This window comes from Amycolatopsis sp. YIM 10 (genome assembly GCF_009429145.1).
Lineage (GTDB): Bacteria > Actinomycetota > Actinomycetes > Mycobacteriales > Pseudonocardiaceae > Amycolatopsis.
Genome location: NZ_CP045480.1, coordinates 8,750,992 through 8,770,747, shown reverse-complemented (window position 1 = coordinate 8,770,747; position 19,756 = coordinate 8,750,992). Strand labels below are relative to the sequence as shown.

Genomic DNA, 19,756 nt, shown 5'->3' with positions numbered 1-19,756 from the left:
GGGGTGACGACGTCGTTGTGCCCTTCCCGCGCCACCGCACCGAAGAAGGCCGCCGGGGTCGCACGCCGAATGGGCGCCAGCGCTCCGTCCGCGAGCGCGGCCGGGACTACGCGGCCTCGCGCACCATGGACGGCCTGCGCGAGAAGCTCGGCGAGCAGCGCGCCAAGATCGTCGAAGGCCAGCCGGAACGACAGCACAAGCTCGGCAAGCTGACCGCGCGCGAGCGGCTCGCGCTGCTGCTGGACGAGGACTCGTTCACCGAGGTCGAGCTGTACCGCAGGCACCAGCTGAGCGGACCGAAGCTGGGGGACAACCGGCCGTTCACCGACGGCGTGGTGGCCGGTTCCGGCACCATCGAGGGCCGTCGGGTCTTTGTCTACTCGCAGGACTTCGCCCTGTTCGGCGGCTCGCTCGGGCAGGCACACGCGGCGAAGATCCACAAGGTGATGGACCTGGCGCTGGCCACCGGGTCCCCGCTGATCGGGCTGAACGACAGCGGCGGCGCCCGGATCCAGGAGGGCGTCGAAGCCCTGCACGGCTACGGCGGCATCTTCCGCAGGCACGCGGCCGCGTCCGGGGTGATCCCGCAGATCAGCGTGATCCTCGGGCCGTGCGCCGGTGGCGCGGCCTACTCGCCGGCACTGGCCGACTTCACCTTCATGGTCCGCGACACCGCCCGGATGTACCTGACCGGGCCGGACGTGGTCGAGGTGGTCAGCGGCGAGCGGGTCAGCCACGACGAACTGGGCGGCGCCGACGTGCACGGCGAGCTGTCCGGCTCGGCCGCGGTGGTGCACGACGACGAGGAGAGCTGCCTCGCCGACGTGCGTTACCTGGTGTCGATGCTGCCGCGCAACAACCTCGAACCGGCACCCCGCACGGTCGGCAGCGGCGCCGGGCAGGAGGTGCGCCCGCGGCTGGCCGAGATCGTGCCGGTGGAGCCCAACCAGCCCTACGACATCCGCGAGGTGATCGCCGAGGTCGTCGACGACGAAGACTTCTTCGAGATCCACGAGCTGTGGGCGCGCAACGTGGTCTGCGCGTTCGGGCGGATCGACGGCGAGCTGGTCGGTGTGGTCGGCAACCAGCCGATGGTGCTGGCCGGCGTGCTGGACCGGGAGGCCTCGCAGAAGGCCGCGCGCTTCGTCCGGTTCTGCGACGCGTTCAACATCCCGCTGATCACCCTGGTCGACGTGCCCGGCTTCCTGCCGGGCACCGAACAGGAGCACAACGGCGTGATCCGGCACGGCGCGAAGCTGCTCTACGCCTACTGCGAGGCGACCGTGCCGCGGATCCAGGTGGTGCTGCGCAAGGCCTACGGCGGCGCGTACATCGTGATGGACTCGCGGTCCATCGGCTGCGACCTGTCGCTGGCGTGGCCGACCAACGAGATCGCCGTGCTCGGCGCGGAGGGCGCGGTCAACGTGCTCTTCCGCAAGGAGCTGGCGGCCGAGGCGGATCCGGAGCCGCTGCGCCAGGAGCTGATCGAGGCCTACACCGAGGAGTTCCTCGACCCGGCCTACGCCGCCGAGCGCGGCCTGGTCGACGACGTGATCGACCCGGTTGACACCAGGGCGGCGATCGCCCGCGGGCTGGCCATGCTGCGGGACAAGCGGGCCGAGCGGCCTCGCCGCAAGCACGGGAACGTGCCGTTGTGACCGGCGGGGAGCCATTGGTGCGGGTGGTCCGCGGCGAGCCGGACGACTTCGAACTGGCCGCGGTCACCGTGGTGCTCGCCGCGCTGCTGGCCGCCGAGCCCGCGGCGCCGGTGGTCCCCGCGCCCCGGAGCGGCTGGGCCGATCGGTCCCACTCGCTGGGATTTCCGGCCCAGCATGCCCCGGGAGCGTGGAATTCTTAGGGAATCCCTCCGGTTCGAGTCGCGCGACAGTCGGAATTTAGTGATCTGGGGCACACTTGGACAGGCAGGCGCAGTTCGGCTACGGAGGTCCGCTGATGGAGCACTCGAACCACGAGGAGAGCCCGGTCGCCACCACGCTGGCACCGGACCTCATCGAGGAGGCCTTCGGCGTCGACCCGGTGGCCGAGGCGTCCGTGGTGCCGCCGCCGCGGCAGAACCGCGAGTACGTCGAAGGCCCGATCGTGCTGGGTTACAACTGACTCCTCGTTAGGCTCGCCGCATGGGCGAGCTTGGGGACGGCACGATCGGGGTGGTGGCCGGGCTGGTGCGCTCGGCCTTCCTGGTGAACGCGGTGTACGCCGAGTCGGGGCGGGAGCACGGGGTCACCCCGCAACAGGGCCAGTTGCTCTGCGTGCTGATGGGTGGCCCGCGCGGGATGAGCGAGCTGGGCGCGATGCTCGGCCTGGCCAAGTCCAGCCTGACCGGGCTGGTCGATCGCAGCGAGCGCAACGGGCTGACCAGGCGCGAACCCGATCCGGCCGACACGCGCGCGGTCCGCGTCGCGCTGACCGAGGACGGCGCGGTGCTGGCCGCGGAGTTCTACGCCGAAACCTGCCGTCGTGTCGAGCGGCTCACCGACGGGCTCGGCGCCGCCGAGCGGGACGCGCTGGGCGAGCTGCTCGGCCGGGTGGTGCGGGACAACGAGGTGCCGGAGATCTTTCTGGAGGTTGCAGTTCGCGACACGAACTAATATGGTTCGTAGTGCGAACTCAAATCTTCTGGGGGTACTCATGGACGTGCAATTCGGCTTCGGCACCGTGCACGACGTCGCCGAGCGCGCGACCCTGCTGGGCAGCGTCGAGCAGGCCGACCGCGACGGGCTCGACCACTTCTCGATGAGCGATCACCCGTACCTCGGCGCGCGGCTGGACGCCTACGCCACGGTCGGGTTCGCGCTCGGCCGCACCGCGCGGATCTCCGGGCTGGTCAACGTCACCAACCTGCCGACGCGGCCCGCGCCGATGCTCGCGCGCACGGTGACCTCGCTGGCCGCGCTGTCGGAGGGGCGGCTCGTGCTCGGCATGGGCGCGGGCGGGCTCTGGGACCGGATCGCGGACCTCGGCGTGGCGCCGCTTTCGCCGGGTGACGCCGTGGACGCCTTCGAGGAGGGCATCACGCTGATCAGGAAGCTCGCCGGTGGCGGGCCCGCGGTCACCCACGAAGGCCGCCACTACCGGGTGCGGGAGATCGAGCCGGCGCCGGTGGCCGCGCCGCCGGTGTGGACCGGTTCGGTCGGCCGGAAGTCGCTCGCCGCCACCGGCCGGGTGGCCGACGGCTGGATCCCCGGCCACGCGGCGGACTGGCTCAGCAAGCGGTACCGGGAATCGCGGCCGGTGATCGACGAGGCGGCGGCGTCGGCCGGACGCGACCCGCGCGAGATCCGCACGTACTACAACCTGCCCGGCCGGATCACCGCGGAGCCGCTGGCCGCCACGCGCGACAGCGAGGGCCGCTGGCTCGGCGGCTCGCCGGAGCAGTGGGCCGAGGAACTGACCGGCGCGGTCCTGGACCACGGCGCTTCGGGCTTCACCCTGTTCAGCCCGACCGGCGGCTCGCCGGACTCGCTCACGCTGGGCCGCTGGGCCGCCGAAGTCGCTCCGGCGGTGCGAGAGGCAGTGGCCGCGGAAGCCGCTGTCTGATCGCGGCCCCGTTCGCCGAGGTCATCAGTCATCCGGTGGGGTGAATTCGGCGCGCACGCCCAGCAGTCGCACCGGTCGCCGCACTTCGAAGCGGCCGAACACCTCCAGGGCCGCCTGTTCCAGTTCGGCGCCGTCGGTGGTGGGGGCGGCCAGCGTCCGGCTGCGGGTCTGGGTGATGAACGGGGCGAACCGCACCTTCACCGCGACCCGCACGGCCGGGCGCCCTTCGGCCAGCACGTCCTGGGTGACCCGGGCCGCGAGCTTCCGGATCTCCTCGGCGAGTTCACCCGGATCGGTGAGGTTCTGCTGGAAGGTGGTTTCCCGGCTGCGCGAGCGCGCCACCCACGGCGTGCTGGTCACCTCGGTGTCGCCGACGCCCAACGCCAGGATCCGGTACCACGGCCCCATCGTCGGGCCGAAGCGCGCGGCCAGCACCTTCGGGTCCGCCGCGGCCAGGTCGGCCACTGTGGACACCTCGAGTTCGGCCAGCTTCTTCGCCGTCTTGCGGCCGATGCCCCAGAGCGCCTCGGTCGGGCGCTCGTGCATCACCTCGGCCCAGTTCGCCGCGGTGAGCCGGAAGACACCGGCCGGTTTGGCGAAGCCGGTGGCGAGCTTGGCGCGCAGCTTGTTGTCCCCGATGCCGACCGAAGAGGACAGCCCGGTGCGCTCGGCGATCGCCGCGCGGACACGGCCGGCCAGCTCCTCGGGGTCGTCGGTCTCGGCGCCGATGAAGCCCTCGTCCCAGCCCATCACCTCGACCACCACCGGGAACTCCCGCACGGCGGCGAAAACGCGTTCGGAGACCTCCTCGTAGGCCGGCGCGTCGGTCGGCAGGAACACCGCGTCGGGGCAGCGCTTGGCGGCCAGCCGCAGCGGCATGCCCGAGTCGATGCCGAAGGCGCGCGCCTCGTAGGAGGCGGTCGCCACCACCGCGCGCTCGGCCGGGTCGCCGTTGCCGCCGACCACCACCGGCCGCCCGCGCAGCTCGGGATGCCGCGCGACCTCCACCGCGGCGATGAACTGGTCGAGATCCACGTGCAGGACCCAGCTTTCCGGCATCAGCCCAGTGTGCACGCCGGAGCGGGGTTGACATGTGACCTTTTGGTCACATAACCTGAGCCGGTGACCGACGACGACCGCGTGTTCCGGGCCCTGGCCGACCCGGCCCGGCGGTTCCTGCTCGACCTGCTGCTCGCCGGGGACGGCCGTACCCTCACCGAGCTGGCCGCCGAGCTGGACATGACGCGGTTCGGGGTGGCGAAGCACCTGTGGGTGCTCGAAGCCGCGGACCTTCTCGTCGCGCACCGGGTCGGGCGGGTGAAGCCGCACTTCCTGAACCCGGTACCGATCCGGCTGATCCACGACCGGTGGATCAGCCGGTACGCCGAGCGCGGCGTCAGCGCGCTCGCCGAACTCAAGATCGAGCTGGAGGACAAGCGATGACCACCACCACCGCGACCGAGACCACGCAGATCCACCGCGTCTACATCAAGGCGACCCCGGAGCGGATCTGGGAGGCGATCACCTCGCCGGAGTGGAACGGCAAGTACGGCTACGGCGCCCGCGCGAAGTACGACCTGCGTCCCGGCGGCAAGTACGAGGCCTTCACCTCGGACGAGATGAAGGCCTACGACCCGGACCTCGGCGACGTCGCCGTCGACGGCGAGGTGGTCGAGGCCGACCCGCCGCGCAAGCTGGTGCAGACCTGGCGGATGTGCATGGACCAGGGCATGAAGGAAGAAGGGTTCACCCGCCTGACGTGGCAGATTGATCCTAGTTTGGACGGCGTCTGCAAGCTGACCGTGACCCACGAGCTCAGCGGCGCGCCGAAGCTGGCCGACATGGTCAACGGCGGACTGGAACACCTCGGCGCCGGTGGTGGCTGGGCCTTCGTGCTCAGCGACCTCAAGTCGCTGGTGGAGACCGGGGCGCCGCTGGCCGGGTGAACCCACGGCGGCCGGGGCGGATTCGGTGTCCCGGCCACCGTTGACCTGCGAGGACGGAGCCCATGGACCTGCGCTCGAGGAGGTGGGGCGGGGCCGTGATGCTGGTGGTGGTCCTGCTCGCCGGCCTGCTCACCGCCACCCCCGCGACCGCGGCCGGGCGGCAGACCCACACCGGGGTGATCGGCGGCGCGGCCTTCCGGGTGGAAACCCCGGAGCGCTGGAACGGCACGCTCGTGCTGTACAGCCACGCCTACTTCAGCGACGGGCTGCCGATCCCGCCGGAGGTCTGGCTGGCGAACCGCAAGGAGACCGAGAACTGGTTGCTGGCCAACGGTCACGCGCTGGCGGCCTCGGACTACCAAGGCCGGTTCGGCTTCGCGGTGGAACCGGCGTTGCGCGACCAGATCGCCGTACTGGACTGGTTCGAGCGCAACGTCGGCAAGCCGCGGCGGACCGTCGCGAGTGGAATGTCGATGGGCGGCGGCATCGCGGTGCTGCTGGCCGAACGCAACCCGCGGCGGATCTCGGGCGTGGTGGCCACCTGCGCGGACATCGACCACCTGGCGCCGTACAACATGTCGCTGGACGTCACCTTCGCGATCCGCACGCTGCTCGCGCCGGGGGAGGACATCGACCTGGTGCTCGCGGACGACCCGGCGGCCAGCACCCAGGCGCTGCTGGCCGCGGTCGAGCGAGCACTGTCCACTCCGGAGGGTCGAGCGCGGCTCACGCTGGCCGGTGCGTTCGGCAACCTGCCACCGTGGAAGCACGCGCACCACGCGCCGCCCGCCGAACTGGTCGAGCGGATCAAGCAGCAGGCGGGCTGGGCGCAGGGTTCGTCATCGGCGCTGGGCCCGGCGGGCCGGGCCGACCTGGAACGACGCGCGGGCGGTAACCCGGCTTGGAACGTCGGCGTCGACTACGGGCTCCAGCTGGCGCGGTCGAGCCAGCGCGGGCTGGTCGAGGAGGCGTACCGAGCGGCGGGCTTGGACGTGCGGGACGACCTGGCGCGCCTCGCCGCCGAGCCGCGGATCGCTCCGGACGCCTCGGCGACGGGGTACATGTACCGGTACGCGATCCCGCACGGCATCACACCGGCGCCCGTGCTGACGCTGCACAACACCGGTGACGGTGGGGCTTCGACGGACCAGGAGCACTGGTACGCGTCGCAGGTCGCCGCTCGGGGCAACACGGACCAGTTGCGCCAGGTGTTTTCGGCGCGGGGCAACCACTGCGCGTTCAGCGGGGCCGAGGAGATCGTGAGCCTGCGGACCATGTTCACGCGGGTGGAGACGGGTCGCTGGCCGGACACCTCGCCCGCTGCCCTGAACGCCGCGGCGAATTCGTTCGGGCCGGAGTACCACGTGGTGACGAACTTCGGTGACTTCGCGGATGCCGTGCTGCCGCCTTCGTTCGTGCCGCACTCGCCCGCGGCGTTGCAGCGGCCCTCGCGCTGACCCCGAAGACACGAATGCGGCTTTCGGGCGGAATATCCCGAAAGCCGCATTCGTGTGGTGTGCTCAGTCCAGCAGGGTGGCCAGGCCGGTGTAGCCGCCGTCCGCCAGGCGTTTGCCGGAGACGCCGAAGTAGTCCGGGGACGCTTCCACGCCCAGGCCTTCGACCATCCGGTTCATGAAGTTGAACAACGCGCACACCAGCACCGCGTCGTGCAGGGCGGTTTCGTCCCAGCCCGCGGCGTACACGGCGTCCGCGTCCGCCTCGGTCATGCGTGCCGGGGTGCGCGTCAGCTTACCGACATAGGCCAGTACCGGCTTCATCTTCGCGTCCACCGGTGAGCTGTCGAGGTCAGACAGGGCCGCGACCAGCAGGCCCTCCGGCACCCCGAACTGCTCGGCGGTCACCGTGTGCACACCATGGCAGTAATCGCAGCCGTTGATACCCGAAACATAAGCGGCGATCAATTCACGCTCACCCGCCGAAAACGGTGAAGGAGCACGCATCACCAATTCATGGTAATCGAGCAACGGTCGCGCGGTGGCCGGGAACTTCCGGAACACCGAAAGCAGCGCAGAGTCCGTGCCCAATGACTTCAGGAAAGACATCGGAGAATCCCCTAGGGAGAGTGTCGGTCGATTTCCTCGCGACGCAGCCAGCAGGCCGCGAGATAGGCCACTGTGGACGGACCGGCCGGGTCGAGGTCGCAGTCGCCGAGCAGGCGCAGGGTCTGTTCCCAGGCGAGCCGCAGCGAAGCCGAGTCCGGGGCGGGGCCGCCGGCGGACGCGAGCGCGTCGCGTGCGGCGAGCCAGCGGGTGGTGCCGGCGGCCACGAGCGCGTCGAGCGAGAACCGCAGCGGCGCGTCGTGCCTGGCGTGGTCCACCGCCAGGGTGACCTGGCCGGGATCGTCGAACAGGGACGCGAGCCCGAGCCCGGCGAGCAGCCGCCGGGCGTCGAGCCCCATCAGGATCACGCCGACCTCCGCCGACGCCGAACCGTCCACCGCGGGCAGCGAGAACAGGGTGTCGCGCGGGCTAGACACTGGCGACCGCCTTCGCCGTCAGCAGCGGTTCACCGCGCTGCACGCCGTGCGCCACGGCCGCCGCGACACGCGCGGTGGCCACCCGGTGGCCGTCGATGTTGCGTGCCGCCGGGCCGAGCGCCATGCCCGCCGCCGCGCCGACCGCGAACACCCGCGGCGCCCGGCAGTAGGCCAGCGACCGCTCGTCGAGGTCCGGCCAGCCGTTGCGCTCGCCGACGACCTCCTCGGGCAGCAGCTGGTCCCCGATCCACGGCACCGTGCCCAGCGCCAGCGCGATGTGGTCGCCGTGCACCGCCGAGCCGTCGGCCAGCCGGACCTCGCCGGTGCCGACGCCGGTGACCTGCTGCCCGCGGTGCACGACCAGCCTGCCATCGGCCTCCGCCCGCTCCAGTCCCGGCCGGAACTCGAACATCACCGACGCGCGGCGGAACGTGCGCATCAGCCCGAGCCGGTCCTCCCAGTTCACGCTGTCGAACCGGTTGCGGCCCTCCGGGCGGAAGAACGACGAGTTCACGTCCGCGCACTGGTACCGCTCGCCGGTCTCCCGGAACACCCAGTGCACCTTGGCGCCCCCGGCGAGCCCGTTCGCGACCAGGTGCGCGGCCGACAAACCGGCACCCACCACGATCAGCTCATCGGCTCCTTCGGACGCCCGTTCGTCCCAGTACCGGACACCCTCCGGAGTTTCGCGGCCGGGCCACCAGCCGGCGGGTGCCTGACGCCGCTCTTCGCCGGTGCACAGCACCACGAACCGCGCCGACACCTCGTGCTCGCCCGCCCGCACGGTGACCGAGTTCTTGCCCGGCAGCACCTCGTGCACGTTGGCCTGCCAGGTCCGCTCGGTCACCCGGTGGGTCGAGGCGACCTGGGCGCAGTAGGCCTCGAACACGTCGACCGGGACCACCGACCGGTGCCCGGCCTGCGCCATCCGGACCTCACGGCGTTCCACCGGGGTCAGCCGCGCCCAGTTCAGCCGCGCGAAGTCCAGCAGTTCGCAGTCGCGGTAACCCTCCGCGCCGGGGTGGTGCTCGTAGGGGGAGCGCAGCACGCGCTGGCCGAGGGTGTCCACCCGGTCGAAGAACCGGCCGCACGGGCGGGTCCCGCGATCGAACAGGACGAGGTCGCGCACTCCGTGGTGCCAGAGTGCGGCGGCGACCGCCAGGCCGGCCGGGCCGGCGCCGACGATCACCGCGTCGGCGGTGCGAGGGGGCTCGTCGAGCCTCGCCGCACCGCCGAGAGCGGCGGGGAACGGCCAGTCACGGCCGCGCGGGGAGTCCAGGAGGTGGGGCTCCGGGACGAACACGGTCGGCACGAATCACCCGACGATGGTCACGGGCACGATCAGTTCGACCACCTGGCGCTGCGGCATGCCGTTGGTGATCAGGCCGTCGAGCGTCTCGGCCGACTTCTCGGCGCTGTCGGTGGCGATCGGGCTGTAGCGGGAGTAGGCGTAGGCGGGGTTCGTGCCGCCGGTCTCCAGCGTGTAGACCTTCAGCACCGCCTCGCCGGGCCGGACCTCACCGTCGTAGAAGGTCACCCGCCGCTGGTCCGGGGTCATGAAGGTCTTCGAGAACTGACGCGACATCAGCATGGTGTCGGCGTCGTTGACGATGGTGGAGTCCTCGTCGGTGGTGACCTGCATGGCCACCCAGGTCTTGTCGGTCAGGTTGGTCTCGGACTTGATGATCTGCCACCGGCCGGGCTCGGGCAGGTTCACCGTGACCGACACGTCGTGGTCGGTGGTGTCGATCGCGCCGGTGATCATCAGCACCCGGCGGGCCACGTCGGCCACGCCCGCCATTTGAATGTCACGCGCGCGCACGCGGCCCGAAACGTCGAGGCCGGGAAATTCCGGGTTTTCCGGTGACTCCATTTTATTTACTCCTCGCAATTCCCGGCGAAGAACGCCCCATTTGTCAACCGAAACAAAGAGTTTCACACGGTCAGGGGGCTGTCAAGGAGTCGGTTATAGGTGTGATTGGCCCTCATGTGAGAATGTGAAATCCTCATCCCGGCGCGGCCGCGACTGGTCCGTTCGGCCTATCGTCCGCGGGGCGGTTCGGCCTAAGCCGCGGCCGGCGGTGCCTCGGGCGGAGCCTCCGGGGGAGCCACCGGCAGCCCGGCGTCCTCGGGGGTGCCGATGAACACCACGCCGAACGAGTCGAAGTGGTGCAGCCTGATCTTGATCAGCAGCTTCGGCCGGACCCGGACGTAGAACTCCTCGGCCCGTTCCTCGTCGTCGATGATCTCGTAGGTGCGGAACACCGAACCGTCCAGCACCGTGAACAACGCCGTGTACAGCGCGTTCTTCTCCGCCTGGTAGGCATCGGCGGCCCAGTGCTCGATCACCCGCATCCCGGACCGCAGTCTCGCGCTCATGGTCATCTGGCCGGCCTCCTCCAGCGGGCTCCAGCCGATCCTGACAACGGAGCACAGCGACGCACGCCCCGAAGCCACCCACTCCCGACCCCACCCGCGTGCACCTACCCATGGTGCTCCACCGGTCACCGGGAGTCTTCTTCGATCTTGCGTCCTTCCGGGCGGGCTCAGCACATGCGGACTTCGATCGGCGGGCTGAACCGGGTCCGCTTGGACCAGCCCTGCTCGGCGCCGATGGAAAGAATGAGACTGCGGTCCGACGGTGCCCAGTAACCGATGCGCTGGAAATAGGTTTCCATCGTGCACAGTTTTTCGCAGGTGCGTTTTCCGCTGATCAGGTCCCAGCCCCATTGGCGGCCGCTGGCCTCACCGCCGTTGCGCCGGACGAACATGCGCGGATTCCCGATTTCGCGGTAGTAGGCGTGCCCGCCGACGATGCGCAGCCTGCCGTCGATGAGGTAGCTGTGGTTGTCGTTGTACAGGCTGAGCAGGCCGGCGATCTCGAACTCCACGCTGCCGCTCTTCGGCCCGGTCAGCGTCCAGCGCAGGCGGAAGTCCTTGATGCCGTCGTCGTCCTCGGCGGGCGCCTGGCTGCCCGTCGCGTTTTCCGGTGCCGTGCTCGACGACATGTCCGCCTCCCGTCCAAGACCGTGGATGTCCGATTTTTACGGTATTGCCGCTGAACGGAAGTGCAATGCGGGCCGGGGGATTTCACTCGAAGAGGTAGGACGAATTCTTTTCGCGTTACCGCTCGGCTAGTGCGATCAGGTACAGCCACTGACCACCCTCGCGGAGGAATCTGCTGTTCTCCCGTAACTCGCCGTCATGCCCGTGAATCCGGTACCGCGCCACGAATTCCACCGTGCCTTCGGTGTGCAGCAGGCCGCCACCGGTGTGCCCGAGTATCTCCAGTGAGGTCCAGCGCTGTGCCGGGTCGAACTCGATCGAGGCCGGACGGGTGTCCGGGTGCCAGGTACGCAGCAGGTAGTCCGCGTCGGCGACGGCGAACGCGCTGAACCGCGACCGCATCAGCTGCTCGGCGGTGGCCGCGGTGGCCTCGCCCGCGTGCAGGCGCCCGCAGCAACCGGGGAACGGCTCACCCGATCCACACGGGCAGGGGCGGCTCTTTCGCGACATGCGGTGATTGCACCACAGTGGTTTCTTCGCGGGTTCAGTAGTCCGGACGGTCCTCCTCGCTCGGGGGCGGGTCGAGCACGGCGAGCAACGCCCGCCCGGCGTGGGCGTCCCCGGCCTGTGCGCGGTCGGCCAGCTCCCGCACCAGGCGTTTTTGCTTCAGCAACTGGGCGAGGTGGTAGGCCGCGCCGGGGTGACCGGCATCGGCCAGCCGGCGGAGTTCGTCGGCGCGGTCCTGTTCGACCAGCGCCCCCAGATAGTTGCGCCACGCGCCATCGTGCCCACCTTCCATCGCCCGGGCGCGGAGAGTGTCGAGATCCGGCTTCGGTGGTGGGGGTGGTTTGGCGGCCAGACGAGCCCGGCCGTCCAGTTCGCTTCGTGCCCGTTCGGAACCGGACTCCGCGTACCGGCGCAGGTCCTCGTCGCGCCCCTGCTCGCGGAGCAGCCTGACCAGCATCGATTCGGCCCGGTCCCAGCCTTCGGCCGCCAGCCGGCGCAGCGTCTGCTCGTCACCCTGCTGGTAGAAGGCCGAAATCCAGTGGATCGTGGCCCAGGTGTGACCCGCTTCGGCGTACGGCCGCAGCTCGTCGGTCAGTTGCCGCCTGCCCAGCAAGTGGATCAGCCGATCCCTGGCCTTGAGGTCTCCGGCGTCGGCGAACTCGCGCAACCCGGCCAGATCCTCCCGCTTCGCCAGCAGCTCGACCAGTTCTCGCTGCGCGTTGCGGCTGGTGGTGGCGAGCGCGCGCAGCTCGTCCACGCGGCCGTGTGCGGCGAGCAGGTCCTCCAGCCGGTGACCGCCCGACCCGCGCCGCAGCAGCTCGATCGCCTTGTCCGGTTCGCCGTGGCGCTCGTAGTGGCGGACGAGCTGGGTCTCCGCCGCCGAGTCGCCCTCGTGGGCCCGGCGCTCGACCTCGGCGACCTCGCCGTTGCGCAGCAGGTGCTCGACGTAGCACTGCCTGCTCCAGTGGTCGCCCGCGTCGGCGCTCGCGCGCACCTCGTCCAGCCTGCCGAGCCGGACGAGCAGCCAGGGCAGTTCCCGGCCGGCGTCGTGGGAACCGGCGTCCGCCCTGGCTCGCAGTTCGTCGACCGCCTCCTTGTCGACCAGCCGCCGGACGAGGATCTCCTCCGAAGGACGGTGTCCCCGATCGGCGAGCGCGCGGAGCCCGCTCAGTTCGTCGTGGAACGAGCGCTGCACGGCCATCCGCCGGATCGCGTAGGCGTTGCCGGCGGCTTCGAGCGCGGGCAGCTCGTTCTCCCAGCCGAGCAGGGCGCCCAGGTCGTCGAGCATTTCCGCGGCGACGGTGTTCCCGGCGTACGCGCGTTCCCGCAGCCGCGCGAACGAGCCCGAGATGATCAACTCACGGACGTCGTCACTCCCCATGGTTCAACGGTACGGTGAAGATCAAGCCGACGAGGGGGTTTCCGATGAGCCAGCCGGTGTTCGACAGGCGGGGGCAGTACGAGCAGATCGTCAGCGGGTTGCTGGAGGGGGAGAAGGTGATCGCGGTCTACGACGCCATCGGCGCGGGCACCGGGTTCATCGGCATCACCGACCGGCGGGTGATCGTGCAGGACAAGTCGTTCGTCGGCAAGAAGACCGCGCTCGTCTCGCTGCCGTACGCGAAGATCACCAGCGTCGCCGTGGTGTCGAACAAGAGCTGGACCGGTGGCTTCTTCAGCACCAGCGCGATCGCGGTGACCGCGGGCGCGAACGTGCACGAGGTCGAGTTCCGCGGGCACGACAAGGCCCACCACGCGCACAACGCGATCCTCTGGCACATCACGCGCTGACCGACCGGTGTTATTTGTCAGGTCCGTGTTGGACCGTTCGGTGCCTGGACTGCCTCTCCCCGATGTGCGGGAATTCCGGGGAGAGGGGGCAGCGCACCGAAATGACAGAAGAACTGCTCGACCGGCTCGGGGAGATCGCCGCCGGGAGGCGGATCACCGTGCGCGGGAACTGGGCCGGGGTGCGGGGCAACGGCACGATTCCCGCACAGGGCTGGAAGATTCACGTCTCGGCCCGGCCGGTCACCCTCGGCCAGACCCTCGAACTCGCGCTGCCGATCCTGCTCGCCGCCGACTGCGAGTTCCGCGTGGTGCGCTCGGCGGGCGTGCTGCGCGAGCTGAACGCCGGTGACCCGGCCACCACCGGGCACGCGCTGATCGTGCACGCCGCCGACGAGGTGGCGGTCCGGCTGGCGACCGAGCTGGCCGCGGCGCTGACCGGGCTGGCCGCACCCGAAGTCACCGGGGCGCGCCGGTTCCGCCAGGACGCTCCGGTGTACTACCGCTTCGGCGCCTTCGCCCCGCAGTTCGATGTGGACGAATACGGCGACCTCCGGCCGGTGGTGCGCGATCCGGGCGCGGCGCGGGACCCGTTCCACCGCAACGATCCGGTCGTCGAGTCCGAGCGGATCGGCCGCTACCGCCTGGTTTCCGGCCCGGCCGGGAACATCTACCGCGCGCTGAGCCCGGCGGGCGACGCGGTGGTGCTCAAGCGGGCCGCCGCCTTCGTCGGCGAGGACGAGGAGGGCATCGACCTGCGCTGGCAGTTGCGCAACGAACGCCGGGTGCTCCAGGCGCTGACCGGGGTGGCCGGGGTGCCGGACCTGCTCGACCACTTCCGCATCGACGAGAACGAGTACCTGGTCACCAGCGACGCGGGTGCGAAGAGCCTCGCCGAAGCCGGAAGGTTCCGGCGCATCGGGCCGCTGGCCGCGCGGCTGGTCGCCGTGCTCGACGCGGTGCACGAACGCGGAGTGGTGGTCCGCGACCTCTCCCCGAAGAACATCGTGCTCTCCGAACGTGGTTGCACGCTGATCGACTTCGGCACCAGCCGGTACGACGGCTACCAGCTGCCCGGCTGGACCCCCGGCTACAGCGTGCCGGACCAGTGCGGCGATCGCGCGGCGGTGCCCGAGGACGACTACTTCTCCCTCGGCGCCACGTTGTTCTTCGCCGCCACCGGGTTGGAGCCGGTGACCGCCGACCCGGATCCGCTGCGGAACCTCGACCGCACGCTGCTGGCGTACCGGCGGGTGGAATCCGGCGGACTGGTGCCGCGGTTGCTCAGCCTCGATCCCGCCGAGCGCGTGGCCGCGGTCGAGGACATCCGCGCGGGCAGGCGCCGCCGCGCGGTCCCGCCCACCGCCGCCGAACCGGAGATCACCGGCGACCTGCTGGAGTCGGTCATCGAGCACACCGTGGCCGAATGCGTGCGCCACGCCGAGCTCGCGCTGGAGGACGAGCCGCTCGCCACGAACGTCTACCGCGGGGCGGCCGGGCTCGGCATGGAACTGCTGCACCATCCCGGCGGCGTGGCCGCCGCGCTGGCGCTCGCGCACCGGGTCACCGAGCACCCGCCCCCGGTGTCACCGCCGAACGGCCTGTTCTCCGGCCGCACCGGCACCGCGTTGTTCCTTGGCACCGCCGGACTGCCGGTGGAACCGCTCGAACTGGCCGAGCACGAGGCCGCGGACTACGTGCACGGGGTGGCCGGGATCGGCATCGGGCACCTGCTCCTGCAGTCGGTGGCCGAGCGGTCGGAGAACTTCACCATCGCCGACGAGTGCGCCCGCCGGGCCTTGACCGATACCGGTACCGAGCGTGGTTTCGCCCGCGGGCGGGCCGGGGTCGCCGTTTTCCTGCTCGCGCACCACCGGGCCACCGGTGACCCGGCCACCGGCACCGCCGCGCTCCGGCTGTTCGACCGGCTGCTGGCCGAGGTGGCCGAGCGGACGCGGGTGCTGCGCCGCCGGACCGCGCCCGCCGCCGGGGCGGACTGGTGGCAGGGCCTGGCCGGGCTGATCCCGCCGCTGCTGGCCGCCGCGCGGGCCTACGGCGAGGACCGCTACCTCGAACTGGCCAAGGAGGGCGCGCGGGCCTGCCTGACCGCGGCTCCGCGCGTCCCGTCGGTTTCGCAGGTCCACGGGCTCGCGGGGATCGGCGAAACACTCGCCGACGTCGCGCTGGCCACCGGAGACGAGGAGTTCTGGGCCGGGGCCGTCCGGATCGCGGAGCTGATCCTGCTGCGCTCCGGCGGCAGCTATCGGAAGCCGGTTTTCCCCGGTGAGGCGGGCTGGGCGTACGGCGCCGCCGGGGTGCTCAGCTTCCTTCGCAGACTTCACGGACGGGCGGGGGCCCGGCCGTGGAGCCCGGAGTGGTCGCCGCCCCCGCGATCACTCCGGGTCACCCCGAATCGCGATAGCGTGTGAGTCGAGCCGGGCCCTAGGTATGTTTCGACGTCACTGTGGGCACAATGTCCGGTAGCGAAGGACTTGGAGGCGCCGATGAAGATCACGATCGACCGCGACCGCTGCTGTGGTGCGGGCCAGTGCGTGCTCGCCGCACCGGACGTGTTCGACCAGGACGACGAAGAGGGCCTGGTCGTGGTGCTGGAGGAGTCGCCGGCACCCGAGCACCACCAGGCGGTGCGCGAGGCGGCGTCGGTCTGCCCGACCGCCACGATCGAAGTCACCGAGTGAGCGTTGTCGTTGTCGGCGCTTCGGCCGCCGGTTTCGCCACGGCCGAAGGACTCCGCCGCAACGGCTACGACGGTGCGCTCACCCTGGTCGGCGCCGAACCGGAACTGCCGTACGACCGCCCGCCGCTGTCGAAGCAGGTGCTCACCGGGCAGTGGGACGCCGACCGGATCCGCCTGTGCGGCCAGGACAAGGCCGACGACCTGGGGCTCGACCTGCGCCTCGGCACGCCCGCGGCGGCGCTGGACGTGGCCGCCCGGCGACTGAGCCTGGCCGACGGCACCGAGCTGCCGTACGAGCAGCTGGTGCTCGCCACCGGCGTCGGGCCGCGCCCGCTGCCCGGTACCGAGGGCCTGCGTGGTGTGCGCATGCTGCGCAGCCTCGAAGATGCACTGGCGCTGCGTGCCGAACTCCGCCCCGGAACGCGGCTCGTGGTGATCGGGGCCGGGTTCCTCGGCACGGAGATCGCCGCCGCCGCGCGCACGCTGGAGGCCGAGGTGTGGCTGGTCGAGCCGGAGCCCGTGCCGCTCGGCGTCGCGGTCGGCGCGGAGGTCGGCGAGTTCGTCGCCGGGCTGCACCGCGAGCGCGGGGTGCACCTGCGCACCGGCCCCGGTGCCGCCGTCCGCGACTTCAAGGCGAACGCGGGTGAGGTCGAGGCGGTGGTGCTCGAAGACGGCACGGAACTGCCCTGCGACCTGGTCGTGGTCGCGATCGGCTCGGTGCCATCGACCGGCTGGCTGGCCGGTTCGGGGCTCACCCTGGGTGACGGGATCGAGTGCGATTCCCGGTGCTCGGCCGCGCCGGGCGTGTACGCCGCCGGTGACGTGGCCTCCTGGTTCCACGAGCACGCGGGCGTCCGCGTGCGCCTGGAGCACCGCACCAACGCCACCGAACAGGGCCTGTACGTGGCCAGGGCGCTGTTGGGCCAAGCGGGCGAACCGTTCACCCCGGTGCCGTACTTCTGGTCGGACCAGTACGAAACCAAGCTCACCGCCTTCGGCCTGCTCCGCGGTGCCGACGAGATCAGGGTGGTCGAGGGCGCGATCGCCGACGGCGCGTTCGTCGCCTTGTACCGCAAGGGAAACCGGCTGACCGGTGTGCTCGGCGTGCGCCGCGCGAAGTCCGTGCGGCAGTGGCGCGCGCTGCTCGCCGCCGGGTCCGGTTGGGACGAAGCGTTCGCCGATAGTCCTAAATAGACCTGTCCGTAATCGGACAGCTCTGTCCGCGCTGCTTGCCCTGAAGTGCCCCGGATCGGTAATGTCTGCTCCCGCTGGCCTTTGAAAGCGCTTTCACGACGTCGTGGGAGGTAGCTGAGTTGAGCGGACGCTTCAGGCCGGCGCGCTGGTTGCTCACCGTGTTCACGGTGCTGTCGCTGGCCGCGCCGCCCGCACTCGCGCAGGACGACGACCCCATCATCGATCCGTTCCCGGAGGACCCGGCGCTGGCCGATTTCGGCCTGGTGCTCGAGGAAATGGTGCAGATGCCGAAGTCCGAGGCGGTTCCGCCGACCCCGGACAACCGGATCAAGCGCCACGCGCGGATCAACTACGTCGGTGAGGTCCCCGACGGCTCCGGGCGGCTCTACGTGCCGGACCTCAACGGCAGGATGTACTTGCTCCAGAACGGTGTTCCACAGGTCTATCTGGATGTGGGCAGCACCTTCGAACCCGACTTCTGGTCGCATCGCGGCCTTGGCAGCGGATTCGGCTTTGTCGCCTTCGACCCGGAGTTCGCCGAGAACGGCCGCTTCTACACCACGCACACCGAGGCCGACGCCGCGCTGACCACCAAACCACCGGACCTGTGGGCGCAGCCGAAGACGGTCATCCACAGCGTGATCACCGAGTGGACGGCCGACGACCCGTCGGCGCCGGTTTTCACCGGCAGGAAACGGGAAATGCTGCGGCTCGGGTTCATGAGCTACATCCACGCGATCCAGCAGATCGGCTTCAACCCGGTGGCCAAGCCGGGCGATGAGGACTACGGCCTGCTCTATCTCGCCGTCGGCGACGGTGGTCGCGGGGTGAGCAGCGACGATCCGCAGAACCTCGCCGTGCCACAGGGAAAGATCCTGCGCATCGATCCGCTCGGCAATGACAGCCAGAACGGCAAGTACGGCATCCCGGCGGCGAATCCGTTCGTGGGCAAGGAAGGCGCGCTCGGCGAGATCTACGCCTACGGCTTCCGCGACCCGCACCGGTTCAGCTTCGACACCGGCGGCCGCAACCGGCTCTACGTCGGCAGCATCGGCGAGCACGAGATCGAGTCCATCTACGACGTGCGCGCCGGGGACAATCTCGGCTGGGGCGAGCGCGAAGGACCGTTCGTGTTCAAGCGATCCGACAAGTGCAATCTCTACCCGCTGCCCGCCGACGACGCGAAGTACCGCTACACCTATCCCGTCGCCGCCTACGACCACGACCCGCCGCCGGGCCTGCCGTGCGGGGCCGACAGCGGGCACGCGGTGGCCGGTGGTTTTGTCTACCGCGGCGACAACATCCCGTTCCTGCAAGGGAAGTACCTGTTCGGCGACCTGGTGGACGGCCGGGTCTGGTACACCGACTCGGGCGAAATGCGTCACGGCGCCAGGAAGTTGGCCACCATGCACCAGCTTCGCCTGTTCGACACCGCGGGCAACGAGAAGACGATGGCCGACTTCGCCGGGGACAAACGGATCGACCTGAGGTTCGGCGTCGACGGTTCCGACGAACTCTTCGTACTGGCCAAGGCGAACGGCAAGATCTGGCGAGTCAAGGACGTGAAGCATGTCTAGGCGGATGCTCGCGGGTGCCCTCGCCGTGCTCGGCTGCCTCTCGCTGACCACTCCCGCCTCGGCGGCGGGTGAGTACGTCCTGCCGTCACTGGAACCGGACCTCGTCGCGTACTACGACTTCGAGCACCCGGTGCCCGGCGATCCGGCCCGCGAGCAGGACCAGGGCTTCTCCGGCACCACGCTGGACCTGGTCAACGGCGGCGCCGAGATGCGCGTGCCCGGCGGCGCGCATCCGGCCAGCGGAACGCACCTGACGACCAAGCAGGTCGCGCCGGAGACCGCGGGCGACGACGACTGGAAGGCCGGGGTCTACTCGCCGACCGGCGTGCCGAGCATGCGCGCGTTCAACGCGGTCCGCCAGACCACGGTGATGGGCTGGTTCCGGATGTCGGCGGACAACCCGGCCCCCAACTCCAACACGCCGGCGCCGGGTGACTTCTACAACGCGGTCGGCCTCGCCGGTGTGCTCTCCGGCACATCCGACGGGCACGGCGTGCGGGCGCTGCTGGAGCTGATCCAGGTCAACGGGGAACTGAAGGTGGTCGCGCTCGGCCGCCGCCTCGACAGCGGAGCGTCACAGACCTTCGCCGCCGAGCAGGACTGGCGGAGCATCCTGCCGCCGGACGAGTGGGTGTTCCTGGCCGCCACCTTCGACTTCGACACCGGGAAGATGGCGCTCTACCGCAACGGCAGGCCGCTGCCGGGGTTCTACGTCACCCCGGGTGACCCGTGGGAGCTGGGCGGCCCCGGCCCGCACCTCAGCTCGCCGACCGATCCACGCGGGATCAAGATCGGCGGCAGCTTCCCGCAGGACACGCGGGAGGCGAACCCGTGCGACTGCGGGTTCGACAGCCTGATGTTCCTCGACCGCGCGGTGACGCGCTGGGAGGTCCTGGCGCAGTACCATCGCGCCGTGCGCGGGTGATCCTGGGCTCTATCGAGGCCGACACAGCTGACACGCGGGCACCCTCGACCGAACATATGG

23 protein-coding genes are annotated in these 19,756 nt (G+C 70.6%); 14 read left to right on the top strand and 9 right to left on the bottom strand.

What is annotated here, in order from left to right:
* Positions 1–125 precede the first annotated feature (125 nt).
* The 5 genes from YIM_RS40585 to YIM_RS40565 all read left to right on the top strand — a co-directional run bounded on the left by YIM_RS40585 (position 126) and on the right by YIM_RS40565 (position 3,558).
* Complete coding sequence (locus YIM_RS40585; RefSeq protein WP_153037559.1) at positions 126–1,658, top strand: acyl-CoA carboxylase subunit beta; 1,533 nt, start codon at positions 126–128, stop codon at positions 1,656–1,658.
* Positions 1,655–1,858, top strand: a complete 204-nt coding sequence (locus YIM_RS40580) for an acyl-CoA carboxylase subunit epsilon (protein ID WP_153035412.1) — start codon at positions 1,655–1,657, stop codon at positions 1,856–1,858. Before YIM_RS40585 ends, YIM_RS40580 begins: the two co-directional genes overlap by 4 nt.
* Positions 1,859–1,953: 95 nt before the next feature.
* Positions 1,954–2,118, top strand: a complete 165-nt coding sequence (locus YIM_RS40575) for a hypothetical protein (protein ID WP_153035411.1) — start codon at positions 1,954–1,956, stop codon at positions 2,116–2,118.
* A gap of 20 nt (positions 2,119–2,138) precedes the next feature.
* Positions 2,139–2,609: a MarR family winged helix-turn-helix transcriptional regulator gene (locus YIM_RS40570; RefSeq protein ID WP_194239911.1), complete on the top strand. Its 471-nt coding sequence runs from the start codon at positions 2,139–2,141 to the stop codon at positions 2,607–2,609.
* 40 nt (positions 2,610–2,649) lie between these two features.
* On the top strand, positions 2,650–3,558 hold the full coding sequence (locus YIM_RS40565; RefSeq protein ID WP_153035410.1) for an LLM class flavin-dependent oxidoreductase: 909 nt from the start codon (positions 2,650–2,652) through the stop codon (positions 3,556–3,558).
* Between the two features lie 24 nt (positions 3,559–3,582).
* Here the strand turns inward: YIM_RS40565 and YIM_RS40560 are convergent, their stop codons facing one another.
* The gene (locus tag YIM_RS40560) at positions 3,583–4,617 is read right to left on the bottom strand and encodes a DNA polymerase IV (RefSeq protein ID WP_153035409.1); all 1,035 of its coding nucleotides are present in this window, start codon (positions 4,615–4,617) and stop codon (positions 3,583–3,585) included.
* A 63-nt stretch (positions 4,618–4,680) separates the two neighbouring features.
* On the opposite strand from YIM_RS40560, the gene YIM_RS40555 reads away from it, so the two are divergent.
* The 3 genes from YIM_RS40555 to YIM_RS40545 all read left to right on the top strand — a co-directional run bounded on the left by YIM_RS40555 (position 4,681) and on the right by YIM_RS40545 (position 6,961).
* Positions 4,681–5,001 (top strand): helix-turn-helix transcriptional regulator, encoded by a 321-nt coding sequence (locus YIM_RS40555; RefSeq protein ID WP_153035408.1) that lies wholly within the window; start codon positions 4,681–4,683, stop codon positions 4,999–5,001.
* On the top strand, positions 4,998–5,504 hold the full coding sequence (locus YIM_RS40550; protein ID WP_153035407.1) for an SRPBCC family protein: 507 nt from the start codon (positions 4,998–5,000) through the stop codon (positions 5,502–5,504). The genes YIM_RS40555 and YIM_RS40550 overlap by 4 nt, the downstream gene beginning before the upstream one ends.
* A 62-nt stretch (positions 5,505–5,566) precedes the next feature.
* Entirely contained in the window at positions 5,567–6,961 is a 1,395-nt protein-coding gene (locus YIM_RS40545; RefSeq protein ID WP_228004327.1) for a S9 family peptidase, read from the top strand.
* A 63-nt stretch (positions 6,962–7,024) separates the two neighbouring features.
* Here YIM_RS40545 and YIM_RS40540 read toward each other — a convergent pair whose 3' ends face one another.
* The 8 genes from YIM_RS40540 to YIM_RS40505 all read right to left on the bottom strand — a co-directional run bounded on the left by YIM_RS40540 (position 7,025) and on the right by YIM_RS40505 (position 12,895).
* Positions 7,025–7,567, bottom strand: coding sequence for a carboxymuconolactone decarboxylase family protein (locus tag YIM_RS40540; RefSeq protein ID WP_153035406.1), 543 nt, complete (start codon positions 7,565–7,567; stop codon positions 7,025–7,027).
* An 11-nt stretch (positions 7,568–7,578) separates the two neighbouring features.
* Positions 7,579–8,001 (bottom strand): DUF6187 family protein, encoded by a 423-nt coding sequence (locus YIM_RS40535; RefSeq protein ID WP_153035405.1) that lies wholly within the window; start codon positions 7,999–8,001, stop codon positions 7,579–7,581.
* The gene (locus YIM_RS40530) at positions 7,994–9,313 is read right to left on the bottom strand and encodes an FAD-dependent oxidoreductase (RefSeq protein WP_228004326.1); all 1,320 of its coding nucleotides are present in this window, start codon (positions 9,311–9,313) and stop codon (positions 7,994–7,996) included. The genes YIM_RS40535 and YIM_RS40530 overlap by 8 nt, the downstream gene beginning before the upstream one ends.
* Before the next feature lie 3 nt (positions 9,314–9,316).
* A complete protein-coding gene (locus YIM_RS40525; RefSeq protein WP_194240373.1) occupies positions 9,317–9,802 on the bottom strand; it encodes a DUF6423 family protein in 486 nt (161 codons plus the stop codon).
* Between the two features lie 263 nt (positions 9,803–10,065).
* Positions 10,066–10,386, bottom strand: a complete 321-nt coding sequence (locus YIM_RS40520; protein WP_153035404.1) for a DUF6235 family protein — start codon at positions 10,384–10,386, stop codon at positions 10,066–10,068.
* Positions 10,387–10,547: 161 nt separating this feature from the next.
* Positions 10,548–11,009, bottom strand: a complete 462-nt coding sequence (locus YIM_RS40515; protein ID WP_228004324.1) for a hypothetical protein — start codon at positions 11,007–11,009, stop codon at positions 10,548–10,550.
* A gap of 115 nt (positions 11,010–11,124) precedes the next feature.
* Positions 11,125–11,517: a YchJ family protein gene (locus YIM_RS40510; RefSeq protein ID WP_153035403.1), complete on the bottom strand. Its 393-nt coding sequence runs from the start codon at positions 11,515–11,517 to the stop codon at positions 11,125–11,127.
* Positions 11,518–11,551: 34 nt separating this feature from the next.
* Positions 11,552–12,895: a hypothetical protein gene (locus YIM_RS40505; protein WP_153035402.1), complete on the bottom strand. Its 1,344-nt coding sequence runs from the start codon at positions 12,893–12,895 to the stop codon at positions 11,552–11,554.
* Positions 12,896–12,939: 44 nt separating this feature from the next.
* Between YIM_RS40505 and YIM_RS40500 the strand changes: the two genes are divergently transcribed.
* The 6 genes from YIM_RS40500 (at position 12,940) to YIM_RS40475 (ending at position 19,696) form a co-directional block, all read left to right on the top strand.
* Positions 12,940–13,305, top strand: a complete 366-nt coding sequence (locus YIM_RS40500; RefSeq protein ID WP_153035401.1) for a PH domain-containing protein — start codon at positions 12,940–12,942, stop codon at positions 13,303–13,305.
* Between the two features lie 101 nt (positions 13,306–13,406).
* Positions 13,407–15,731, top strand: coding sequence for a lanthionine synthetase LanC family protein (locus YIM_RS40495; RefSeq protein WP_153035400.1), 2,325 nt, complete (start codon positions 13,407–13,409; stop codon positions 15,729–15,731).
* A 75-nt stretch (positions 15,732–15,806) separates the two neighbouring features.
* Positions 15,807–16,001: a ferredoxin gene (locus YIM_RS40490; RefSeq protein ID WP_153035399.1), complete on the top strand. Its 195-nt coding sequence runs from the start codon at positions 15,807–15,809 to the stop codon at positions 15,999–16,001.
* Positions 15,998–17,194, top strand: coding sequence for an NAD(P)/FAD-dependent oxidoreductase (locus tag YIM_RS40485; RefSeq protein ID WP_153035398.1), 1,197 nt, complete (start codon positions 15,998–16,000; stop codon positions 17,192–17,194). Before YIM_RS40490 ends, YIM_RS40485 begins: the two co-directional genes overlap by 4 nt.
* A gap of 119 nt (positions 17,195–17,313) precedes the next feature.
* On the top strand, positions 17,314–18,771 hold the full coding sequence (locus YIM_RS40480) for a sorbosone dehydrogenase family protein (protein ID WP_228004323.1): 1,458 nt from the start codon (positions 17,314–17,316) through the stop codon (positions 18,769–18,771).
* A complete protein-coding gene (locus YIM_RS40475; RefSeq protein ID WP_153035397.1) occupies positions 18,764–19,696 on the top strand; it encodes a hypothetical protein in 933 nt (310 codons plus the stop codon). Before YIM_RS40480 ends, YIM_RS40475 begins: the two co-directional genes overlap by 8 nt.
* Positions 19,697–19,756: the final 60 nt, after the last annotated feature.

Coding starts and splice junctions, on each gene's coding strand:
- YIM_RS40585 (WP_153037559.1), top strand. CDS start 126: ATGGACGGCCTGCGCGAGAAGCTCGGCGAGCAGCGCGCCAAGATCGTC.
- YIM_RS40575 (WP_153035411.1), top strand. CDS start 1,954: ATGGAGCACTCGAACCACGAGGAGAGCCCGGTCGCCACCACGCTGGCA.
- YIM_RS40570 (WP_194239911.1), top strand. CDS start 2,139: ATGGGCGAGCTTGGGGACGGCACGATCGGGGTGGTGGCCGGGCTGGTG.
- YIM_RS40565 (WP_153035410.1), top strand. CDS start 2,650: ATGGACGTGCAATTCGGCTTCGGCACCGTGCACGACGTCGCCGAGCGC.
- YIM_RS40560 (WP_153035409.1), bottom strand. CDS start 4,617: ATGCCGGAAAGCTGGGTCCTGCACGTGGATCTCGACCAGTTCATCGCC.
- YIM_RS40550 (WP_153035407.1), top strand. CDS start 4,998: ATGACCACCACCACCGCGACCGAGACCACGCAGATCCACCGCGTCTAC.
- YIM_RS40545 (WP_228004327.1), top strand. CDS start 5,567: ATGGACCTGCGCTCGAGGAGGTGGGGCGGGGCCGTGATGCTGGTGGTG.
- YIM_RS40540 (WP_153035406.1), bottom strand. CDS start 7,567: ATGTCTTTCCTGAAGTCATTGGGCACGGACTCTGCGCTGCTTTCGGTG.
- YIM_RS40525 (WP_194240373.1), bottom strand. CDS start 9,802: ATGGCGGGCGTGGCCGACGTGGCCCGCCGGGTGCTGATGATCACCGGC.
- YIM_RS40520 (WP_153035404.1), bottom strand. CDS start 10,386: ATGACCATGAGCGCGAGACTGCGGTCCGGGATGCGGGTGATCGAGCAC.
- YIM_RS40515 (WP_228004324.1), bottom strand. CDS start 11,009: ATGTCGTCGAGCACGGCACCGGAAAACGCGACGGGCAGCCAGGCGCCC.
- YIM_RS40510 (WP_153035403.1), bottom strand. CDS start 11,517: ATGTCGCGAAAGAGCCGCCCCTGCCCGTGTGGATCGGGTGAGCCGTTC.
- YIM_RS40505 (WP_153035402.1), bottom strand. CDS start 12,895: ATGGGGAGTGACGACGTCCGTGAGTTGATCATCTCGGGCTCGTTCGCG.
- YIM_RS40500 (WP_153035401.1), top strand. CDS start 12,940: ATGAGCCAGCCGGTGTTCGACAGGCGGGGGCAGTACGAGCAGATCGTC.
- YIM_RS40495 (WP_153035400.1), top strand. CDS start 13,407: ATGACAGAAGAACTGCTCGACCGGCTCGGGGAGATCGCCGCCGGGAGG.
- YIM_RS40490 (WP_153035399.1), top strand. CDS start 15,807: ATGAAGATCACGATCGACCGCGACCGCTGCTGTGGTGCGGGCCAGTGC.
- YIM_RS40475 (WP_153035397.1), top strand. CDS start 18,764: ATGTCTAGGCGGATGCTCGCGGGTGCCCTCGCCGTGCTCGGCTGCCTC.